Source organism: Marinobacter sp. SBS5 (assembly GCF_048285575.1).
GTDB lineage: Bacteria > Pseudomonadota > Gammaproteobacteria > Pseudomonadales > Oleiphilaceae > Marinobacter.
Map to the genome: position 1 here is coordinate 809,854 of NZ_JBLWAZ010000003.1, position 18,896 is coordinate 828,749.

18 protein-coding genes are annotated in these 18,896 nt (G+C 54.0%); 6 read left to right on the forward strand and 12 right to left on the reverse strand.

Annotation, left to right across the window (positions count from 1 at the left end; all coding sequences use genetic code 11):
- Positions 1-6 precede the first annotated feature (6 nt).
- From thrC to ffh, 9 genes are all read right to left on the reverse strand, one after another.
- Positions 7-1,407, reverse strand: a complete 1,401-nt coding sequence (gene thrC, locus ACNQ6O_RS10760) for a threonine synthase (protein ID WP_418053213.1) — start codon at positions 1,405-1,407, stop codon at positions 7-9.
- 11 nt (positions 1,408-1,418) lie between these two features.
- Positions 1,419-2,720 carry a homoserine dehydrogenase gene (locus tag ACNQ6O_RS10765; protein ID WP_418053214.1) on the reverse strand — a complete coding sequence of 434 codons (1,302 nt, stop codon included), beginning with the start codon at positions 2,718-2,720 and terminating at the stop codon, positions 1,419-1,421.
- A 143-nt stretch (positions 2,721-2,863) separates the two neighbouring features.
- Positions 2,864-3,598, reverse strand: coding sequence for a DsbC family protein (locus ACNQ6O_RS10770; protein ID WP_418053215.1), 735 nt, complete (start codon positions 3,596-3,598; stop codon positions 2,864-2,866).
- Positions 3,599-3,734: 136 nt separating this feature from the next.
- Positions 3,735-4,640 (reverse strand): site-specific tyrosine recombinase XerD, encoded by a 906-nt coding sequence (gene xerD / locus ACNQ6O_RS10775; RefSeq protein WP_418053216.1) that lies wholly within the window; start codon positions 4,638-4,640, stop codon positions 3,735-3,737.
- Between the two features lie 94 nt (positions 4,641-4,734).
- Entirely contained in the window at positions 4,735-5,091 is a 357-nt protein-coding gene (rplS, locus tag ACNQ6O_RS10780; RefSeq protein WP_114333033.1) for a 50S ribosomal protein L19, read from the reverse strand.
- A gap of 25 nt (positions 5,092-5,116) precedes the next feature.
- The gene (gene trmD, locus ACNQ6O_RS10785; RefSeq protein ID WP_114333032.1) at positions 5,117-5,875 is read right to left on the reverse strand and encodes a tRNA (guanosine(37)-N1)-methyltransferase TrmD; all 759 of its coding nucleotides are present in this window, start codon (positions 5,873-5,875) and stop codon (positions 5,117-5,119) included.
- Positions 5,876-5,878: 3 nt separating this feature from the next.
- Positions 5,879-6,406, reverse strand: coding sequence for a ribosome maturation factor RimM (gene rimM, locus ACNQ6O_RS10790; protein WP_418053217.1), 528 nt, complete (start codon positions 6,404-6,406; stop codon positions 5,879-5,881).
- Positions 6,407-6,435: 29 nt separating this feature from the next.
- Entirely contained in the window at positions 6,436-6,675 is a 240-nt protein-coding gene (gene rpsP / locus ACNQ6O_RS10795; protein ID WP_114333030.1) for a 30S ribosomal protein S16, read from the reverse strand.
- A 164-nt stretch (positions 6,676-6,839) separates the two neighbouring features.
- Complete coding sequence (ffh, locus tag ACNQ6O_RS10800; RefSeq protein ID WP_418053218.1) at positions 6,840-8,228, reverse strand: signal recognition particle protein; 1,389 nt, start codon at positions 8,226-8,228, stop codon at positions 6,840-6,842.
- A gap of 160 nt (positions 8,229-8,388) precedes the next feature.
- Here ffh and ACNQ6O_RS10805 point away from each other — a divergent pair, with 160 nt between their 5' ends.
- From ACNQ6O_RS10805 to ACNQ6O_RS10820, 4 genes are all read left to right on the forward strand, one after another.
- A complete protein-coding gene (locus ACNQ6O_RS10805; protein WP_418053219.1) occupies positions 8,389-9,186 on the forward strand; it encodes a cytochrome C assembly family protein in 798 nt (265 codons plus the stop codon).
- An 88-nt stretch (positions 9,187-9,274) separates the two neighbouring features.
- A complete protein-coding gene (locus tag ACNQ6O_RS10810) occupies positions 9,275-10,573 on the forward strand; it encodes an HlyC/CorC family transporter (protein WP_418053220.1) in 1,299 nt (432 codons plus the stop codon).
- A gap of 158 nt (positions 10,574-10,731) precedes the next feature.
- Positions 10,732-12,939, forward strand: a complete 2,208-nt coding sequence (locus ACNQ6O_RS10815) for a DUF1631 domain-containing protein (RefSeq protein WP_418053221.1) — start codon at positions 10,732-10,734, stop codon at positions 12,937-12,939.
- A gap of 272 nt (positions 12,940-13,211) precedes the next feature.
- Positions 13,212-13,712 carry a TonB family protein gene (locus tag ACNQ6O_RS10820; RefSeq protein WP_418053222.1) on the forward strand — a complete coding sequence of 167 codons (501 nt, stop codon included), beginning with the start codon at positions 13,212-13,214 and terminating at the stop codon, positions 13,710-13,712.
- A 1-nt stretch (position 13,713) separates the two neighbouring features.
- Here ACNQ6O_RS10820 and grxD read toward each other — a convergent pair whose 3' ends face one another.
- The gene (gene grxD, locus ACNQ6O_RS10825) at positions 13,714-14,040 is read right to left on the reverse strand and encodes a Grx4 family monothiol glutaredoxin (RefSeq protein WP_418053223.1); all 327 of its coding nucleotides are present in this window, start codon (positions 14,038-14,040) and stop codon (positions 13,714-13,716) included.
- A 210-nt stretch (positions 14,041-14,250) separates the two neighbouring features.
- Between grxD and argF the strand changes: the two genes are divergently transcribed.
- Both argF and ACNQ6O_RS10835 read left to right on the forward strand, forming a co-directional pair.
- A complete protein-coding gene (gene argF / locus ACNQ6O_RS10830; RefSeq protein WP_418053224.1) occupies positions 14,251-15,165 on the forward strand; it encodes an ornithine carbamoyltransferase in 915 nt (304 codons plus the stop codon).
- Positions 15,166-15,168: 3 nt separating this feature from the next.
- Entirely contained in the window at positions 15,169-16,242 is a 1,074-nt protein-coding gene (locus ACNQ6O_RS10835) for an ABC transporter ATP-binding protein (RefSeq protein WP_418053225.1), read from the forward strand.
- Between the two features lie 202 nt (positions 16,243-16,444).
- Here the strand turns inward: ACNQ6O_RS10835 and ACNQ6O_RS10840 are convergent, their stop codons facing one another.
- Positions 16,445-18,013: an ATP-binding protein gene (locus ACNQ6O_RS10840; RefSeq protein ID WP_418053226.1), complete on the reverse strand. Its 1,569-nt coding sequence runs from the start codon at positions 18,011-18,013 to the stop codon at positions 16,445-16,447.
- Between the two features lie 55 nt (positions 18,014-18,068).
- Positions 18,069-18,803, reverse strand: a complete 735-nt coding sequence (locus tag ACNQ6O_RS10845; protein ID WP_418053227.1) for a response regulator — start codon at positions 18,801-18,803, stop codon at positions 18,069-18,071.
- Positions 18,804-18,896 lie beyond the last annotated feature (93 nt).

Here is an 18,896-nt window from a genome sequence, read left to right on the forward strand (position 1 = left end):
GCCGGATCAGGCATTTTTCCAGTGCTTGGACAAAAAGCCCTGCACTTCGGCCAGATTATTCTCCAGCACGGTGTAGCGCTCTTCCCGCTCAAACAGATCTGCCATGTGAGGCGGCAACTGCGGCTTCACAGACAATCCGGATTCCACAATGGCATCCGGGAACTTAGCCGGATGAGCCGTGCCCAGAGTGATCATTGGGACACTGGCGTCGCGGCGGCAGTTGCGGGCCGCACGCACACCAATGGCAGTATGCGGATCCAGCAGGTATTCGTTCTGCTCGTAGATTTCACGGATGGTATCGCAAGTCGTCTTATCATCTACCGCATCGCTGTCGAACAGCTTACGGGCAGCCTTCCAACGATAGTCTTCAATACTGACCGGACCTTTCGCGGCATTTTCCAGCAAATCTTTTACCGCTGCGCCATCACGACCGTGCAGATCAAACAACAGGCGCTCGAAGTTACTGGACACCATGATGTCCATGCTCGGCGACAAGGTATGCTCAAGCTGCTGCTGCTCATACCGGTTGCCGCTCATGAAGCGATGCAGGATATCGTTACGGTTGGTGGCGATCACCAGCTGGCTGATCGGCAAGCCCATCTTTTTCGCGAGGTAACCGGCAAAGATGTCACCGAAGTTACCGGTGGGCACTGAGAATGCCATGCTGCGATCAGGACCGCCCAGGGCCAATGACGCCTGGAAGTAGTAAACGATCTGGGCCATGATCCGCGCCCAGTTGATGGAGTTTACCGCCGCCAACTGAGTTTTACCGCCTAGAAACGACTGGTCACCAAAGCTTTCTTTGACCATGCGCTGGCAATCGTCAAAGTTACCCTTCACAGCGATATTGTGGATGTTATCGCCCTGCACCGTCGTCATCTGGCGGCGCTGAACTTCAGATACGCGCTGATACGGGTGCAAAATGAAGATATCCACGTGTTCACAGCGGCGACAGCCTTCGATGGCTGCTGAACCGGTGTCACCTGAGGTCGCCCCCATAATCACCACATGCTGCTTCCGCTTTTCAAGCACATAGTCGAGCAAACGTCCGAGCAATTGCAGCGCGAAGTCCTTGAATGCCAGCGTAGGGCCGCGGAACAGTTCCATCACCCATTCATTGCTGTCGAGTTGCACCAGCGGTGCTACTGACTGATGGGCAAAGCCGCTGTAGATCTCTTCCAACATTTTGCGGAAGTCGTCGGCCGGGATGGCGTCTTCCACAAACGGGTACATGACGTTAAAGGCCAACTCCGCGTAGGGCAGGCCCCGCCAGCTGCGAATTTCTTCCAGACTGAAATGCGGCAGTGACTCCGGTACATAGAGACCACCGTCGGTCGCCAATCCAGTCAGAAGAACGTCTTCAAAGCCTAAAGCGGGTGCTTCGCCCCGTGTGCTGATGTATCTCACGTGCGTACCTGTTAGTTAAAATTTTCTGCGCGGATGCGGACAACGGAGCCGTCTACGTCGACCAGCGATTCCATTTCTTCAATCGCCAGATTCATCTGACGCTCCTGCACCGTATGAGTCAGGATAATGACCGGAATACGGCCGTCCTCAAACTCGGATTCTTTCTGCATGATCGATTCGATGTTGATGCCATGCTCACTCAGAATCGATGCGATCTTGGCCAATACACCTGGACGGTCAAACGCCTGAATGCGCAAGTAGTATGCGGATTGAATCTCTTCCATCGGCAACACGGGCAAGTCTTCCAGCGCATCTGGAGTAAAGCCCAGATACGGCACTTTCTGCCGGCTGTCACTCGCAACCGCTCGGGCAACGTCAACGATATCGGCAATCACCGCAGAAGCCGTAGCTTCGTCACCGGCGCCAGGGCCGTAATACATGGTTTGTCCTACGGCATCGCCATCTACCATCACAGCATTCAACACGCCATCAACCTGAGCAATCAGATGGGTTTTCGGCACCAGCGTTGGGTGAACACGCAATTCAATACCTTCATCACGACGGCGGGCAATACCCAAATGCTTAACCCGATAACCCAGCAACTCAGCGTGAGCAATATCGCTCGGGGTCAACGATGAAATACCTTCTGTGTAGGCTTTTTCGAACTGCAACGGAACACCGATACCGGACGATGCCAAAATCGTGAGCTTGTGTGCCGCATCAATGCCTTCAACGTCGAACGTCGGGTCGGCTTCCGCATAACCCAGTGCCTGCGCCTCTTTCAACACTTCGTCAAACGGACGGCCTGCACGCATCTCGGTCAGAATGAAGTTACCGGTGCCGTTGATGATTCCGGCGATGGTGTCGATGCGGTTTGCCGCCAAACCTTCACGAACGGCTTTGATAACCGGGATGCCACCGGCTACACCGGCTTCGTAAGCCACCACAACACCCGCTTTCTCTGCGGCCTCAAAGATTTCGTTACCGTGAACGGCAATCAGGGCTTTGTTAGCGGTGACCACATGCTTGCCATTGGCGATCGCTGTCAGCACCAGTTCTCTGGCAACGTCGTAGCCACCAATGAGTTCAACGACGACATCAACGGCAGAGTCATTCACCACATCAAAAATGTCGGTGCTGAACGGAATATCACCTAGGTCAAGATCGTCCCGGCGCTTCCGGCTAGCCACTCGGGCAATTCGGATGTTGCAGCCGACACGGCCGGAAATAATCGCCGCGTTGCGAGTCAGGACATTGAATGTACCGCCGCCGACGGTTCCTAATCCGCAAATTCCGACATTAACGTCTTTCAAGCTCTCACCTCTGATCCCGCTCGGGGTGCTAATGGATTGCAATAGGGGGCATAGTATACCGATTCAGGCGCTCCTGAATAAGCCCTGAATCGGTTACGTTTCAAACAGTGGGGAGGCGACCCTCAAACGAGAGCCGGTAAAACTTAAAGCAGACCGAGACCTTCCGCCAGATTGCGGGCCGGGACATAGCCTCGAATCATATTGCCGTCCTCAAGAACAATCGCCGGGGTACCGGTTACCCCAACCTTGCCGCCCAACTGATATTGATCACCGACCGGGTTCTCGCAAGTTTTGCTCGCTACCGACCTGCCCCCCTTGGCGGCATCCATAGCGGCCTGCTGATCATCAGAACACCATACCGACTCGTACTTCAGGAACGAGGGTGTATTGGGGCCGGAACGAGGGAAGGCATAGTAATTAACAGTAATACCGTATTTGTTTAGCTGTGGGACTTCATCGTGCAGTTTTCTGCAGTAAGGACAATCAATATCGGTAAACACATCAATAACGGCTTTCTGCTTACCTTTAGCCGGGTAAGAAATCACCCCATCGTCGCCAAAATCCGCCATCTGCCGCTGGCGCACCTGAGCGCGTGCTTCTTCCGTCACGTTGGCAATACCGTTATCGGTAACTTTCAACATATCGCCAGTCAGCAAGTATACGCCATCTTCCGTGGTGTAAATGGTGTCGCCATTACTGCTCTGCACTTCGTAAAGTCCCGGCGCCTCTGATGCACGCACAGACATTATCCGCAAGCCCGGTACCGCCTGTGACAACCGCTCAGTAATCGTTTCTTCGATCTCACCTGCACTCACCACTGGCGCAGAAACCAACGACACCATCAGACCAGCAATTGCGGCCAAAATTTTCAGCTTCATGAGTTAACACTTACCTTGTTGTTTAAGGAATTCGGGACTCAAGCCCCTCTCACAGGCAGGCACAAACAATAAACCGCCTTCTTGCCTGAGTGCGACACAGAGCGTGAGCAAAAGTTCAATGCCACACCATAACAGATCAACCTCTAGGATGGTGTGCCTGATGAAGATCCTGCAATCGCTGCCGGGCGACGTGAGTATAAATCTGGGTGGTTGAAAGGTCTGAATGACCAAGCAGCATCTGCACCACCCGCAAATCAGCGCCATGATTGAGCAAGTGCGTCGCAAACGCGTGTCGAAGGGTATGGGGGGACAAATGCTTCTGAATTCCAGCTCGGGAAGCATAGAGCTTGATACGGTGCCAAAACGTCTGCCGGGTCATCGCACTGGCGCGATTACCGGGGAAAAGGGCATCACTGCTCTTGCCCTTTAAAAGCTCTCCCCGAGCCTCTCTCATATAGCGAAGCAACCAATCAATGGCCTCTTCCCCCAGCGGCACCAATCGTTCTTTACCACCCTTGCCACTCACACGAACCACACCCTGGCGAAGATTCACCTGATCCACACTCAGACCAGTCAGCTCCGTCACACGCAAACCGCAACCATACAAAATCTCGAGCATGGCACGATCACGCAACTCCAGCGGCAACTCTGGATCAGGCTCTGCCAACAGCCGCTCCACTTCGCTCTCAGTTAAGGTATCCGGCAGCCGCCTGGGCAACCGCGGACTGTCTATTCGCAAGGTCGGGTCTTCAGCAATCAGCCCTTCTCGCAACAAATAGCGGTAAAAGCGCCTTATGCCCGAAAGGCGTCGTGCTGCGGTGCTTGCTTTCAAGCCGTCAGCCATCCCCCGAGACATCCAGGCCAATAAGTCGGTGCGCGACGCCGATCTCAAGCCCGGCGACCCGGGCTGTTGCTGGAGCCACACAGACAACCCCGACAAATCACTGGCATAGGCCATTCGGGTTTTCTCACCCAACCCATCCTCAAGCCAGATGGCATCAGAAAATCTGGCAATCAGCGATTCATCTTCAGCTCTAAGCAAAAGCACCCCCACGGTTACCTCACTACCGAAATTTAAGCACAAAAAAAGCAGCCGCTGGGGCTGCTTTTTTCTGCACTGATCGGTCGAACCGATATCAGCCCAGCTTTTCCTTGATACGAGCCGCCTTACCAGACAGGTCGCGCAGGTAGTAAAGCTTGGCCTGACGTACGTCACCACGACGCTTCACGCTCACGCTGTCTACCAGTGAGGAGTAAGTCTGGAAAGTACGCTCAACGCCCACGCCGTAAGAAATCTTACGAACAGTGAAGGAAGAGTTCATGCCACGGTTGCGCTTACCGATAACCACACCTTCGAACGCCTGCAGACGCTCACGGCTACCTTCTTTAACGCGAACCTGAACAACCACGGTGTCGCCCGGCGCAAATGCTGGGAGTTCCTTGGTCATCTGTTCTGCTTCAAGTTGACTGATGATGTTGTTCTTGCCGCTCATCGTAATGCTCCTGATACCTAATCTTTCAATGCCCTGATGATTCAGAGGCACCCGGTTCGTTCAAAATTTCACCCAGTAGCTGACGCTCTTCTTCCGTAAACACCCGCTCTTCAAGCAGGTCGGGGCGTCGCTCCCGTGTTCGCCTCAACGATTCTTTCAACCGCCAACGCCGGATCTGTTCATGGTGACCGCCCAAAAGAACTTCCGGCACCGCCTGACCTTCGTATACCTCGGGCCGGGTGTAGTGCGGACAATCCAGCAAACCATCAGCAAAGGAATCTTGCTCTGCTGACTGCGCATGACCCAGCGCTCCGGGGATGAGGCGTGTTACCGCATCAATCACAGCCATCGCCGCCAGTTCGCCACCTGAGAGCACAAAGTCACCCAGTGACACTTCCCGGTCGACTTCCGCCGATATCAGACGTTCATCAACGCCCTCGTAACGACCGGCAACGAGAATCAGCTGCTTTTCGGCAGCGAGAGACTCGACTACCGACTGATCCAGCCTTTCACCCTGCGGAGAAAGATAGACCACACAGGCCTTGCCGGGTGCCGATGCCCGCGCCTCATGAATGGCATCCCGGAGCGGCTGAATTTTCATCAGCATTCCCGGACCACCGCCATAGGGTCGGTCATCAACAGTACGGTGACGATCATGCGTAAAATCCCGAGGGTTCCAGCTCTTGAACGTCAAAAGACCTTCTCGAACAGCCCTACCGGTAATTCCGTAATCCGTCACCGAAGAAAACATGTCCGGAAACAGACTGACTGCGCCAATCCACACTCGTCAGAACTCCGGATCCCAATCGACCACCATACGCGAACCACTCAGATCCACACTCATAACTACCTGATCCGGCAGATACGGGATAAGTCGCTCGCGCTGATCAATGGAACCCGCTGTAGCACGCACAACCAACACATCGTTGGCGCCCGTTTCCAGCAGATGATGCACCTTACCCAGGCACTCATCCTCAACCGTGAAGACATCAAGCCCTTCCAACTGAAACCAGTAGTACTCCCCAGCGGGCAGTTCTGGCAGCTCTTCAGTCGGAACCCTGATCTCAGCCCCTGCGTACGTCCGGGCCAATTCACGATCATCAAGTCCTTTCAGCTTGACGACGATCCCCGGCCCTTGGCGGCGACCTTCTTCAAGCTTTGCAGGGATACGCTTGCCGTCCAGAACCAGAGTCCAGTCACGGTAGTTCAGTATCCCTTCTTTGGGATCGGTATCAGAGAAGACCTTAAGCCAACCCTTGACCCCAAACACCGAGGTTACCCGGCCGATCACAGTTTCCTGCGAATTCTGTGTCATGCCTGTCAAACCTCGATATTAAACTGCAATTACTCGGCAGTCTTAAGCAACTGCGCAACGCGATCGCTGGTCTGAGCGCCTTGGCCCACCCAGTAATCAACGCGCTCACGGTTTACACGCAGACGCTCTTCCTGACCGCGGGCAACCGGGTTAAAGAAACCAACACGCTCAATGAAACGGCCGTCGCGAGAATTACGGCTGTCAGTGACTGTCAGATGGTAGAACGGGCGCTTCTTAGAGCCGCCACGAGCCAAACGGATTGTTACCATTTCGACCAATATCCTGTTCTGTTGTACGAACTTTGTACGATTCTCATCAGACTGAAAGCAGCCGACGAGAAGACCCATACTCGAAAGGGGCGCTATTCTATGCGAAAAAAGCGCCAATGAAAATAGGGAAACGCTTGGTTTCCCCATTTTATATGTAAGGCTTTTTACATACGGCCAAACGGAGGCATTCCGCCGCCGCCGCCGCCAGGTGGCATCATACCACCTAGACCGCGCATCATGTTGGCCATTCCGCCTTTCTTGCCAAACTTTTTCATCATCTTCGCCATCTGCTTGTGTTGCTTGAGCAGACGATTCACATCCTGTATCTGGGTACCGGAGCCCGCAGCGATACGACGCTTGCGCGAGTTGTTGATCACATCCGGATAACGACGCTCCTTCGGGGTCATGGAGCAAATAATAGCCTCCATCTGCCCTACCGACTTGTCATTGACCTGCTGCTGGGCCATCTGAGCCATTTGCCCCATGCCCGGCAACTTGTCCAGAAGCCCCCCAATGCCACCCATATTCTTCATCTGCTGAAGCTGGTCGCGAAAATCCTCCAGATCAAAACCTTTACCCTTCTTGATCTTCTTGGTCAGCTTTTCAGCTTTCTTCTTGTCAAGCTTGCGCTCAGCCTCCTCGATAAGCGACAACACATCGCCCATCCCAAGAATGCGCGAAGCTACCCGCTCTGGGTGAAACGGCTCAAGAGCATCCGTTTTCTCGCCAACACCCAGGAACTTGATTGGCTTGCCAGTAATATGACGAACGGAGAGCGCCGCACCACCGCGAGCATCACCATCGGTTTTGGTAAGCACCACACCAGTCAGAGGCAACGCATCGTTAAACGCTTTCGCTGTATTTGCCGCATCCTGACCCGTCATAGAGTCAACCACGAACAGAGTTTCGATAGGCTCGACCGCCTTATGCAAGCGGCCAATCTCGCCCATCATCTGCTCATCGATATGCAAACGGCCCGCGGTATCGAGGATTACGACATCCACGTGCTTACGGCGCGCGGCATCAATGGCACCGTTAGCAATATCAACTGGATCCTGGTCTACGCTACTCGGGAAGAACTCAACCCCAACTTCGGAGGCAAGAGTTTCCAGCTGCTGGATCGCCGCAGGACGATACACGTCCGCACTCACGACCATGACAGATTTTTTCTGACGCTCTTTAAGGAAGCGAGAGAGCTTGGCAACCGTTGTGGTCTTACCCGCACCTTGAAGACCAGCCATCATAATGACCGCAGGCGGACGGGTAGACAGATTGAGGGATTCGTTGCCCTCACCCATAACCCGCTCAAGCTCTTGCTGAACAACTTTGACGAACACCTGCCCCGGCGTCAGGCTCCGCTGTACTTCCTGGCCGATTGCACGCTTGCGCACACTCTCGACAAAGTCTTTGACCACCGGCAACGCCACATCGGCTTCGAGCAGCGCCATGCGCACTTCACGCAGCGTATCTTTGATGTTGTCGTCGGTGAGGCGCGCCTGACCAGAGATCTTGCGCAAGCTACCGGATAGCCGGTCCTGGAGATTCTCAAACATGTTGCTCTTCCGTACCCCGGAGAAATTGTCCACACAAATCAAGAAGCCAGCCCGGGCCGCTTGATTCCTGTTGCATAATCGCGACATTATACCCAGACTTGGGAGCCTCAGAACAACTCCGAGGCCGCTTTAACCCTTAGACCAGCATATAAAGGACGTCATGGGAACGCTGATTATCGCGGTTACCGCACTTTTTTTGTACAGCGTTGGAACTGCCCTGCAAGCACTCCACTTCAGAGGCAAAGTCGAAACCAGCCTTGCCGTTACCACGCTCATCGGCATCCTCTCCCTGACCGGGCACGGCCTGCTCATCGCCCAAACCGTACATTTGGACGGCGGTTTCGATCTCAGTTTTTTCAAAAGCTCAGTCCTGATCTCTTGGCTTATCGTCTTTCTGCTGCTCGGCCTTAACCTGACCAAACCGGTCGGCAGCCTGTTTCTGGGCGCCTACCCGATCGCAGCCGCCACCATTGTGATGGCCCTCGTCGTCCATACCGAATCCCGACTGGTGTCTGAGCAGAGCTATGGAATGCTTTCTCATGTTGCTTTATCGGTCACCGCATACAGCCTGTTCACACTCGCAGCCATCCAGGCGGTCCTGCTTTATATCCAAAACCGGCAACTGAAACACAACTACAACAGCCGCCTGATTCGCAACCTCCCGCCACTGCAAACGATGGAATCTCTTCTCTTCGAGATGGTCTGGGCGGGCGTTGTCTTGCTGGTTCTGGCCATTGTGACCGGCGCAGTCTTTATTGAAGACCTGTTCGCGCAAGATCTGGCCCACAAAACCGTCTTTTCACTCCTATCATTATTGGTGTTTGCAAGCCTCCTCGTTGGCCGTTACACCAAAGGCTGGCGAGGCCTCACCGCAAGCCGGTGGACACTGGCAGGCTGCGCACTGCTGATGATTGCCTTTTACGGCAGCAAGTTCGTGCTCGAACTCCTGTTTCGGTAACGTTTGACCGTGTCCCGCAGCAACGCTTGACAGCGCAAGCTTTGACACCTTATTTTCGCAACTTGTCATCCATAGAAGGGCTCCCCTCTTGAACGAGACATCGCTTACCGCGCTGTTCATTCTCCTTGTCGGTTTAATCATCCTCTCCGCCTTCTTCTCAAGCTCCGAAACCGGGATGATGTCACTTAACCGCTATCGCCTTAAGCATATGGCGAATACCGGCCACAAAGGTGCCAAACGCGCCCAGAGACTGCTGAACAGAACCGATCAACTGATCGGCGTCATCCTGATTGGCAACAACTTCGTCAACATCCTCGCGTCGTCCATCGCTACAGTTATCGCCATTCGCGTATGGGGCGACGCAGGCATCGCCATCGCTACAATATTATTGACCATCGTCATTCTTATTTTTGCGGAAGTCACACCCAAGACCTTGGCGGCACTGTTCCCGGAGAAAATCGCCTTCCCGGCCAGCCATGTGCTCGCGCCGCTACTCAAACTTCTCTACCCGCTGGTTTGGTCGGTCAACCTTTTCACCACCGGCATCCTTCGCTTGATTGGCATCTCGTCAGCTCAAGCGAACGAAGACCATCTTAGCCGTGAGGAGTTGCGCACCGTCGTTAACGAAGCCGGAGCCCTGATCCCCGCCAAACACAAAGACATGCTGGTCGGCATTCTGGACCTCGAAAAAGTGACCGTCACCGACATCATGGTGCCCCGCAACGATGTCGTCGGCATCGACCTAGAAGATGACATTGACGACATCATCAGGCACCTGCGCAACAGCCAGCACACTCGCCTGCCAGTCTTTGAAGGTGATATAAACGACATTCAGGGCATTCTGCACCTGCGAAGCGTTGCCAAACTGCTGCACGAAGACGACATCAACAAAGACATGATCCGGCAACTTTGCCAAGAGCCCTACTTCATTCCGGAAAGCACACCACTGAACACGCAACTGCTCAACTTTCAGAGCTTTAAGCGCCGGTTCGGGATGGTTGTTGATGAGTACGGCGAAGTACTCGGATTAGCCACTCTGGAAGACATACTGGAAGAGATCGTTGGCGAATTCACCACCGACTATGCCTCGACCTCACCCGACATCATTCCCCAAGACGATGGCACGTACATTATTGATGGCAGCACCTCCGTACGAACCATCAACAAAACGCTCGACTGGAAACTATCAACCGATGGCCCCAAGACGCTCAACGGACTTATTACCGAGCGACTGGAAAACATCCCGGACACAAACGTATGCCTTAAAGTTGAAGGGCATCGGGTAGAAGTACTCCAAATTAAAGATAACGTCGTCAAAGCGGCGATCGTGCACCCGAGACAGACTGCCAAACGCCACCGGGCGAGGCCTGTACACAAAATCGAGTAACAGAAAAATAGCAACGGCCTCGTCCAGAACCTTGACCCAGATCCCAGCTTTCGGTTTATTTGTGTTCTTTGTGCAAAAAGTGCGCTAAATTTAAGAAAAACGATAACGTGGAAATAGCTCGGTCATGTATCCGGTTAAGGCGTAGACAGGAGTTGGCCATGAACAAGCAGTCCGGTATACATTACCTTCGTGAGCACAGAGAGGCCGCTAGCCGTGACCCTGTGCCGTCTGAGGTGACTCGCATACGCAATACCGTTGTTGCCGGATTGGGAGATCTGCTGCAAGGCGCTTTTGATGCCGTGGACGATTCTCTCTTTGAACTCGCCAACAACGCCCGAAGCAACAACGAACAGAACCGCTATTTTGAAGCGATGCGCGAAATCCGCATCAAACGCAAAGGCGTGGAGCGCCACTTTCAAGACGCCGTTTCGCAATTTTTTACCACACCACCTCATGCGGGCGCTCAGCAAGAAAACGATGCACCGGCGCCGGCAGATGCATCCAGCCTCACACTGTTAGGCAATGACGACCTGGAAGAACAGGTCGCTCTGAATGCCATGATCAGCAAGGCTAAAACCCACTTTCAGGGGGCCCTTCTTCAACTGCAGGCGCGATTCACACAGGTTTACCCCTCTGCCAGCGACGACCACCCGGTCAACCCGATGGCTCCGGAGCACTTGTGCAGCGCTTTTACTGAAGCCATTCAGGCTCTGGACATACAAATCCGTGAACGCCTTATCCTCCTGAAACAATTCGATCGATACGTTGTATCGAATCTGGGCATGTTGCTGGATGAAGCCAATCGAATATTGATCCAGGCCGGCATCATTCCCAACTTCCGTTATCATGGCAAAAGCCACGCTTCAAAAGCGAAGCCAGCAAGCGGTGAGTCCGCGCAAACACAGACAGAACCCCCTGACAGCAACCCCGAAGCAGATCGCGAAGGCAGCGCGGTGTTTGAGCAAATACGCGAGATGCTCAGCCAACAAAGGCATAACGCGGGCACCATGCCCCGAAGCTCCGACCCGACGCTGCACGTAATTGGAGGCCGCGAACTGGCCAACTTGCTTAGCTCTATTCCCACCCAGCCAACCGCACAAGACTTCGGTGACCTGAGCTCTGGCGAACCGGTTATCGTGGATTTGCGCGAGGTAGTGCAGCAACTGCTGACGCAAACTCAAACCCAGGATGGCCGCAAACCAGCCCTGAACGAAGTCGACGAAGACCTTATTAACCTGGTCTCGATGCTCTTTGAGTTTATTCTGGACGATTACAACCTCTCTGCACCGGTTCAGGTGCTGATCAGCCGCCTTCAGATTCCGATTCTGAAAGTCGTCATCAAAGACAAAAACTTCTTCAGCAAATCCAACCACCCTGCACGCAAGTTACTGAACTCGCTTGCAAAGGCAGGTATCGGTTGGAGCAGCAGCGATGAAAAAGCTCGAGACAAGCTCTACGGACAGATTCACAACGTGGTCCAACGAATTCTGAACGAGTTCGACGGCAACGTGACGCTGTTTGAAACGTTGAACAGCGATTTTGAGCAGTTTCTGGAGCGGGAAAACCGGAAGTCTAATCTGGTCGAACAACGGACCCGCGAATCTGAGCGAGGCCGTATCAAATCTCAGAAAGCCCAGGAAGCCGTCGACAAAATTCTTAAGGAAAAACTGTCCCGCTATAAACTGCCAGAGTCCATTCATGAGATTCTCATCAATGGCTGGAGCCGGGTGATGTTCCTTGCTTATCTCCGTGACGATTCTGAACACCGGTGGCAGGAAACCGTGAAAGTGGTCGACGACCTGATCTGGTGCCTCCATCCTCACGAGGAAGACGAAGAGCGGGATCAGTGGGTACGCGTAGTACCAAGACTCTTGAGAACCCTCAGAAGCGGCCTTGAAGAAGTCTCATACAACGCCACAAAGCTAGATGACATGATGGCGCAGCTAAAACACCAGCTGGCCGAAGCGTTCCGGACCAATGCCACTATTGAGGCGCGCAAAGACGAATCTGTCACTGAAGAAGAAGTTCAGTCGCCCGAAACCCAGACTGCAATCCAGCGACAGCAAGAGCTTGAAGATGCTGCCGTATCGGAATTTGTCATCAAAATTGACCAACTGGAGATCGGCAATTGGGTCGAATTCCGCCTGGTCAATGGCGCAAGCTTCCGGTGCAAACTCTCTGCGATTATCGAAGAAGCAGACTGCTTCGTTTTTGTTAACCGCATGGGGCTGAAGGTAATCGAAAAAAACCGGGTTGAGCTGGCGCACGAATTACGCCGCGGACGCCTGACCATGCTGGAGCAGGGCGCTTTAATCGATCGGGCTTTGAATGCCGTTGTGGGTAGCTTGCGCGCAAAAACCGCCTGATCGTACGTATGTTGCAGCCTGATTCTGGCCCAGCCAAGTCCGTTCCGGACTCTTACCGGATCGGCTTGGCGGTTTCTATTGCCTTAATGTCTCACGTCATCCTTCTTGCCGGGATCCCCTCTCCAATGCTGGAGGCGGCAGATCTTAGCCATCGCCTTGTTTTCACGTTGAGCAGCACAAGCTCTCACGCCAGCACTCCATCTACTTCCGCGCCCAGTTCGCAAGAACCTCTCAGGCACTCTGCATTCAGTGTTGAGCCACCGAAACCATCAGTGACAACACGAAACTCCCAGGCATCGACCACGGTCGAACAAACCAAACCTACCAGCACACCGCAACGACAAGAGGCTCGCCAGCAACCGACCGTCTTGCAACCGCCGAGCCCTGCCGTTACAGCTTCCGCACATTCCGCTCCGAAGGAGACGGTTGAATCTGAGAAACCAGAGCAGATACAGAGAATCACCAAGTCTCCAACTGAGCAAGACCCCTACCTGATCAAGCTAGCGGTACATTTGGCGAAAGAATTGGAAAAGCTGAGAGTGCCGGCGTTGGCGCAACTGGACAGAAGCAAGGAGATGACACTCGAACTGAGGATACTGCCCAACGGCGCACTTACCCGAGCTCGGATCAAAGAATCAACAGGAATGGACAACATTGATCGGGCAGCACATCGGGCAGCACTATCGGCCAGCCCTTACCCGAAACCGAACGGGGAGACATCTGACCGCTTCGACGTGAAGCTTGTGTTCACACCAAAGCGGTCGTCACGATAAATTAGGCCTCAGCCGACTTCACCGCTTCTTTTACCATTTTCTCAAGCTCACCGCTCTCGGACATTTCAAGAACGATATCGCAGCCACCGACCAACTCGCCGCCGATGTACAGCTGAGGATAAGTTGGCCAGCTGGAATAAACCTTTAACGCCTCGCGGAGCTCCTGATTTTCAAGGATATTCACGAATGCGAAACGCTCTCCACACGCCATCAGAGCCTGGACCGTACGGGCGGAGAAACCACACTGAGGGGCTTGCGGGTTACCCTTCATGTACAAAATGACCGGGTTCTCTTCTAACTGGCTTTTGATGGTTTCATTGATATCCATGAACACATACCTCTGGTTGAAATCTGGGGTACCGGCTGCCGGCATATCCGACCATTGTACACGGCTGACCAAGGCCGCACCAAGCCAAGGCCTTTGACCCAGAACAAGCGCCGGTGCGCGAGCGTTGTTTTAACGGGAATGAAGGGCTAGACTTGATTCCCTTTTCAAAACGCAAACCTTACCGCAGTTTCCTTGAAACAGGGGCCATTCATGGCAGTAAGACATTTTCTGACACTCAACGACATGACAACCAGCGAACTGGAACAGTTGCTGGACCATGCTTCACGGCTCCGCAAGGAATGGCGTGAAGGCAAAGTCAGGGACTCCCTGAAAAACCGCGTGCTGGCCATGATTTTCGAAAAGTCATCGACTCGCACAAGAGTTTCCTTCGAGGCAGGCATGACCCAGCTGGGCGGCACAGCCATGTTCCTTTCCCCTCGAGACACGCAACTCGGGCGCGGCGAACCGATTGAAGACTCTGCCATCGTGATTTCCAGCATGGTTGATGCGGTTATGATCCGAACCTTTGCGCACGACACCGTACAAACCTTCGCATCGGCGTCGAGCAAACCGGTCATCAACGCGCTGACCGATGACTTCCATCCCTGTCAGCTGCTAGCCGACATGCAGACTTACCGTGAACATCGCGGCAGCATCCAAGGCGCCACCGTTACCTGGATTGGCGACGGCAACAACATGTGCCACTCGTACATCAATGCTGCCGAAAAATTCGACTTCCATTTGAACGTGGCGTGCCCGGATGGGTACGAGCCCGACCAAACGCTGCTTGAAGCACATAAAGACCGCGTTACGATCTTCAGAGAGCCACAGGAAGCGGCTCGCGGCTCGAACTTGCTGGTCACCGATGTCTGGGCCTCCATGGGGCAAGAAGACGAGCAAAAAGCCCGTGAGGAAGCGTTCCGAAACTATCAGATCAACCCCGAACTGATGGCTTTGGCCGACAAAGACGCTTTGTTCATGCACTGCTTGCCGGCCCATCGCGGAGAGGAAGTTTCCGCCGACATGATGGAACACGCAAGCTCGGTGGTTTGGCACGAAGCTGAAAACCGTCTGCACGCTCAGAAAGCACTGCTTGAATTCCTTATTCTCAACCGCTTGGACTGATCCATGCCAGAACCCAAGGTGCAGCCATCTGACTGGCTTCTAAACGTCAACAACCTGTCTGTGGGTTATGGCGGCGAGGCCGTGGTTAAGAACATCAACTTCGCCCTTAGCCACGGCGATATCGGCTGCCTTCTTGGCCCGAGTGGCTGCGGCAAAAGCACCATACTGAGGGCGCTTGCCGGGTTTCTTCCGATCAGTCAGGGCGAGATCAGCCTGCAATCACAGGTGATCAGCCAGCCCGGCCGCTCGGTACCGCCCGAAAAGCGCAAAATCGGCATGGTATTTCAAGACTACGCACTCTTCCCCCACCTGAGCATCGCAGACAACGTCGGTTTCGGACTGAAGTCCCTGAGCAAAAGTGAGCGCCAACAGAAAGTCACTGAATTACTCAACTTGGTGCACCTGCAGGATCTGGCCAACAATTTCCCACACGAGCTGTCCGGCGGACAGCAACAGCGAGTGGCCTTGGCCCGCGCTTTGGCGCCCGAACCAACACTGATCCTGCTGGACGAACCCTTCTCCAACCTGGATACCGACCTCCGTAGACGCCTGAGCCTGGACGTACGCGAAATTCTGAAAACCCTTGGCATCAGCGCCATCCTGGTCACCCACGACCAGCAAGAAGCCTTTGCCATGTGCGACCAGGTCGCGGTTCTTCGTGACGGACGTATTCAGCAGTGGGATGTCCCCTTCAACCTGTACCATGAACCCGCAAACCGCTTTGTCGCCAGTTTTGTGGGCCAAGGGGGCTTTATCCCCGGCAAGGTACTCGGACCGGATGCCATTGAGTCAGAGCTTGGGGTCATTCACGGCAATCGTGCTTACAACTGGAAAGAAGGCACTTTGGTGGATATTCTGATTCGGCCCGACGACATCGTGCACGACGCAGACTCTGAGCTGAGACCTAAAGTGGTAGAAAAAACCTTCGCAGGCACCTCAACGCTCTATCGCTTCCGTTGCTCGGAAGACACCGAGTTTGAGGCATTATTCAGAAGCCACCTGGACTTCAACTTGGGCGAGCAGGTCCCTGTTCGTGTCGAAGCGGATCACCTGATCGCTTTTGAACGAACGGCTTAGAGCTCACAGACAGGCCGAAATTCAGGCAAAAAAAGGGCTGGTAAAAACCAGCCCCAAAATGACGAATGAAACAAGGAAAGTTCGTAAGAACTACAACCTCTAAAGTCATCCCTTACGACGAGAAGTATTAACCAATCTGCGCGCCCGTTCAGTAGCGGTTCTGTAGTGGTTTGTTACATCCGGTGAGGGCGTGAGACATGCGTCACAAAACAGACTGTTCGGGCTTTCGTCTTGGCCATACCAGACTGAATTTAGCGCCGCCAAGCTGCTCGCTGCGACCGACAAAGGCTTGACCGCCATGCCAATACAAAATGCGTCGCACGATTGATAAGCCCAACCCGTAACCACCTGACGTTCGGGTTCGGCTGTCATCCAGTCGCGCAAAGGCTGTAAACACCTTTTCCCAGTCCGACTCTGGAATACCCTGGCCGTCATCCTCAACGTCAATTCGGCAGTTCTCTTCGTCCAGATGACACACCACCAACACCCGCCCTTCCGCATAGCGTGCGGCGTTGCCTACCAAATTTTGTACGGCGCGATGAATGTACCGAGGCTCAACGTCAGACTGGGACCAACACCCCTCTCCGTCGTCAATGCGGCACTCAATGTCTACGCCTTCCCGAATGATTCGTTGCTCGGCAACAACCTGCTCCACAATTTCCGTCACTGAGTCATCACGCAGGGTGAACACAGGCCCACCTTGCTCCAAGCGAGCGTAGGTGAGTATTTCATCAATGAGCTCATCAAGCTCCTGGATGTCACCGTCGATACCTGTCATCTGTTTTTGAAGCGCTTCTGGCGAAGTGGCAGATTCAATCATCTGAACCCCAAACCGAATCCGGGCGACGGGTGTTCTGAGCTCGTGAGACACCGCATGAATCATCTCCCGCTGCACCTGAACCAATCGCTGGATGTGCTCTGCCATGCCGTTGAATGCAGAGCCCAAGCGTGACACCAAAGTGCCATCCTGTGACTCCACCCGCGCGCCCATCTCACCGCGGGCAATCCGAAGTGCAACCGATTCAACTTTCCGCAAATGCCTGTCCACGAAACGAAGCGCCAAGAACAGGCCTAACGTCAACACACCTCCAACCAATAGCACCAGCAACATGACGATCGGCCACCCCCACGCATTAAATGCCTCGGGCATGTTTACGGCAATCAAATCGCCTTCCGACAAACGCACAACCCCAACGAGCCGGCCGTCCCTGCGGAGCAAGGCCATACCCGACGAGCTCAGCCGATCAAGCACCGTCTGCTCAGGCAAATCCGCTTGATTTTGTAAAGGGCTGATGTGGACGCCAAGCGTTTGCGCAAGATGTCGGGATGCTTCAGCTCGAGCCTCTACAGGAACTGCGTCCAAATGCCAGCGCACAATCAATGCGGTAGCTCGAGCAAGATCTCGATAGGGCTGCTCCAGATTCAAGCTGACCACGCCACCCGACTCAGCAGCCACGTAAAACACGAAGCCTTCACCGGAGGGCTCTGCCACCACCTGACCGTAGCTCAGTCGTTCACTGGTCACTGGCGCCAACTGAAAGTCACGGCTATCGCCAACTTTCAAACCGAATAAGGAGGGCATCCAGTGGTACTGATCGGTGGGATTTGGCACCGCAGCCAACCATTCCATAAGTGGCTGCATTGAGCGCTCATGCCAGTTCTGAGCGCGTACATTGTTTAGCCCGTTAAACAGAATGACACACACCAACACCACGAGAGCGGCGACAGTGACAACCTGAGCATAAGCTTTGAGGAGAAATTTCAGCGACATGGGCGCAACCCGGTTATTGGCACGACGCTCGACAAGCGCCGCGCCAAACGGACGGTCAGGCTTCTTTCACGAAGAGGTAACCTTTGCTCCGAACCGTTTTGATACGCCTCGGATGAATGGGGTCATCACCAATTTTGGGCCGAATGCGAGACACTCGCACATCAATTGAGCGGTCCTGACCGTCGTACTCAATGCCTCGAAGCGCAGTAAAGATCTCTTCCCTGCTCAAAACCCGCCCGGCGTTGCTGGCAAGCAGCCACAGCAAATCAAACTCGGCACTGGTAAGATCAATACTATCATCGCTCAACCATGCTTCCCGCATGGAACGATCAACAATCAGGTCATTGAACTGGAGCCGAACGGCCTCTTCGGCATTGGCTTCCTGGCTGGACGCCTGGTTTGTCTCCGTCCGACGTAACATCGCACGAATTCTCGCCAGCAAAACACGAGGCTGAACAGGCTTGCCAATGTAGTCATCGGCACCCATTTCCAGCCCCAACACCTGATCCAGGTCATCGGTTCTGGCGGTCAACATGATGATCGGTCCGGAATAGTCGGGCCGCACTCGTCGACAAATCGACAAACCATCTTCACCTGGCAACATGAGATCGAGCACCACCAAATCCGGCTGCTCTTTGCGAATCCGTTCAACGGCAGCGCCACCGTGAGTTTCCAAAGATACGGTAAGGCCGTTACTCTCCAAGTACTCGCGGGTGAGATCCGCCAGCCGCTCATCATCTTCAACGATCAGGATTCGCCAACTCTCGTTTGTATGTTCCACGCCGTCCATCTCTGATTATTATCTTTGATTTTAAGGTTATACGTACAACAATACAGGCAACCTACGGTTACAGCAATTTATACATCGCATTCAAAACCGCAC

Coding starts and splice junctions, on each gene's coding strand:
- ACNQ6O_RS10770 (WP_418053215.1), bottom strand. CDS start 3,598: ATGAAGCTGAAAATTTTGGCCGCAATTGCTGGTCTGATGGTGTCGTTG.
- rplS (WP_114333033.1), bottom strand. CDS start 5,091: ATGAGCGGCAAGAACAACATCATCAGTCAACTTGAAGCAGAACAGATG.
- rimM (WP_418053217.1), bottom strand. CDS start 6,406: ATGACACAGAATTCGCAGGAAACTGTGATCGGCCGGGTAACCTCGGTG.
- rpsP (WP_114333030.1), bottom strand. CDS start 6,675: ATGGTAACAATCCGTTTGGCTCGTGGCGGCTCTAAGAAGCGCCCGTTC.
- ffh (WP_418053218.1), bottom strand. CDS start 8,228: ATGTTTGAGAATCTCCAGGACCGGCTATCCGGTAGCTTGCGCAAGATC.
- ACNQ6O_RS10805 (WP_418053219.1), top strand. CDS start 8,389: ATGGGAACGCTGATTATCGCGGTTACCGCACTTTTTTTGTACAGCGTT.
- ACNQ6O_RS10815 (WP_418053221.1), top strand. CDS start 10,732: ATGAACAAGCAGTCCGGTATACATTACCTTCGTGAGCACAGAGAGGCC.
- grxD (WP_418053223.1), bottom strand. CDS start 14,040: ATGGATATCAATGAAACCATCAAAAGCCAGTTAGAAGAGAACCCGGTC.
- argF (WP_418053224.1), top strand. CDS start 14,251: ATGGCAGTAAGACATTTTCTGACACTCAACGACATGACAACCAGCGAA.
- ACNQ6O_RS10835 (WP_418053225.1), top strand. CDS start 15,169: ATGCCAGAACCCAAGGTGCAGCCATCTGACTGGCTTCTAAACGTCAAC.
- ACNQ6O_RS10840 (WP_418053226.1), bottom strand. CDS start 18,013: ATGTCGCTGAAATTTCTCCTCAAAGCTTATGCTCAGGTTGTCACTGTC.
- ACNQ6O_RS10845 (WP_418053227.1), bottom strand. CDS start 18,803: ATGGACGGCGTGGAACATACAAACGAGAGTTGGCGAATCCTGATCGTT.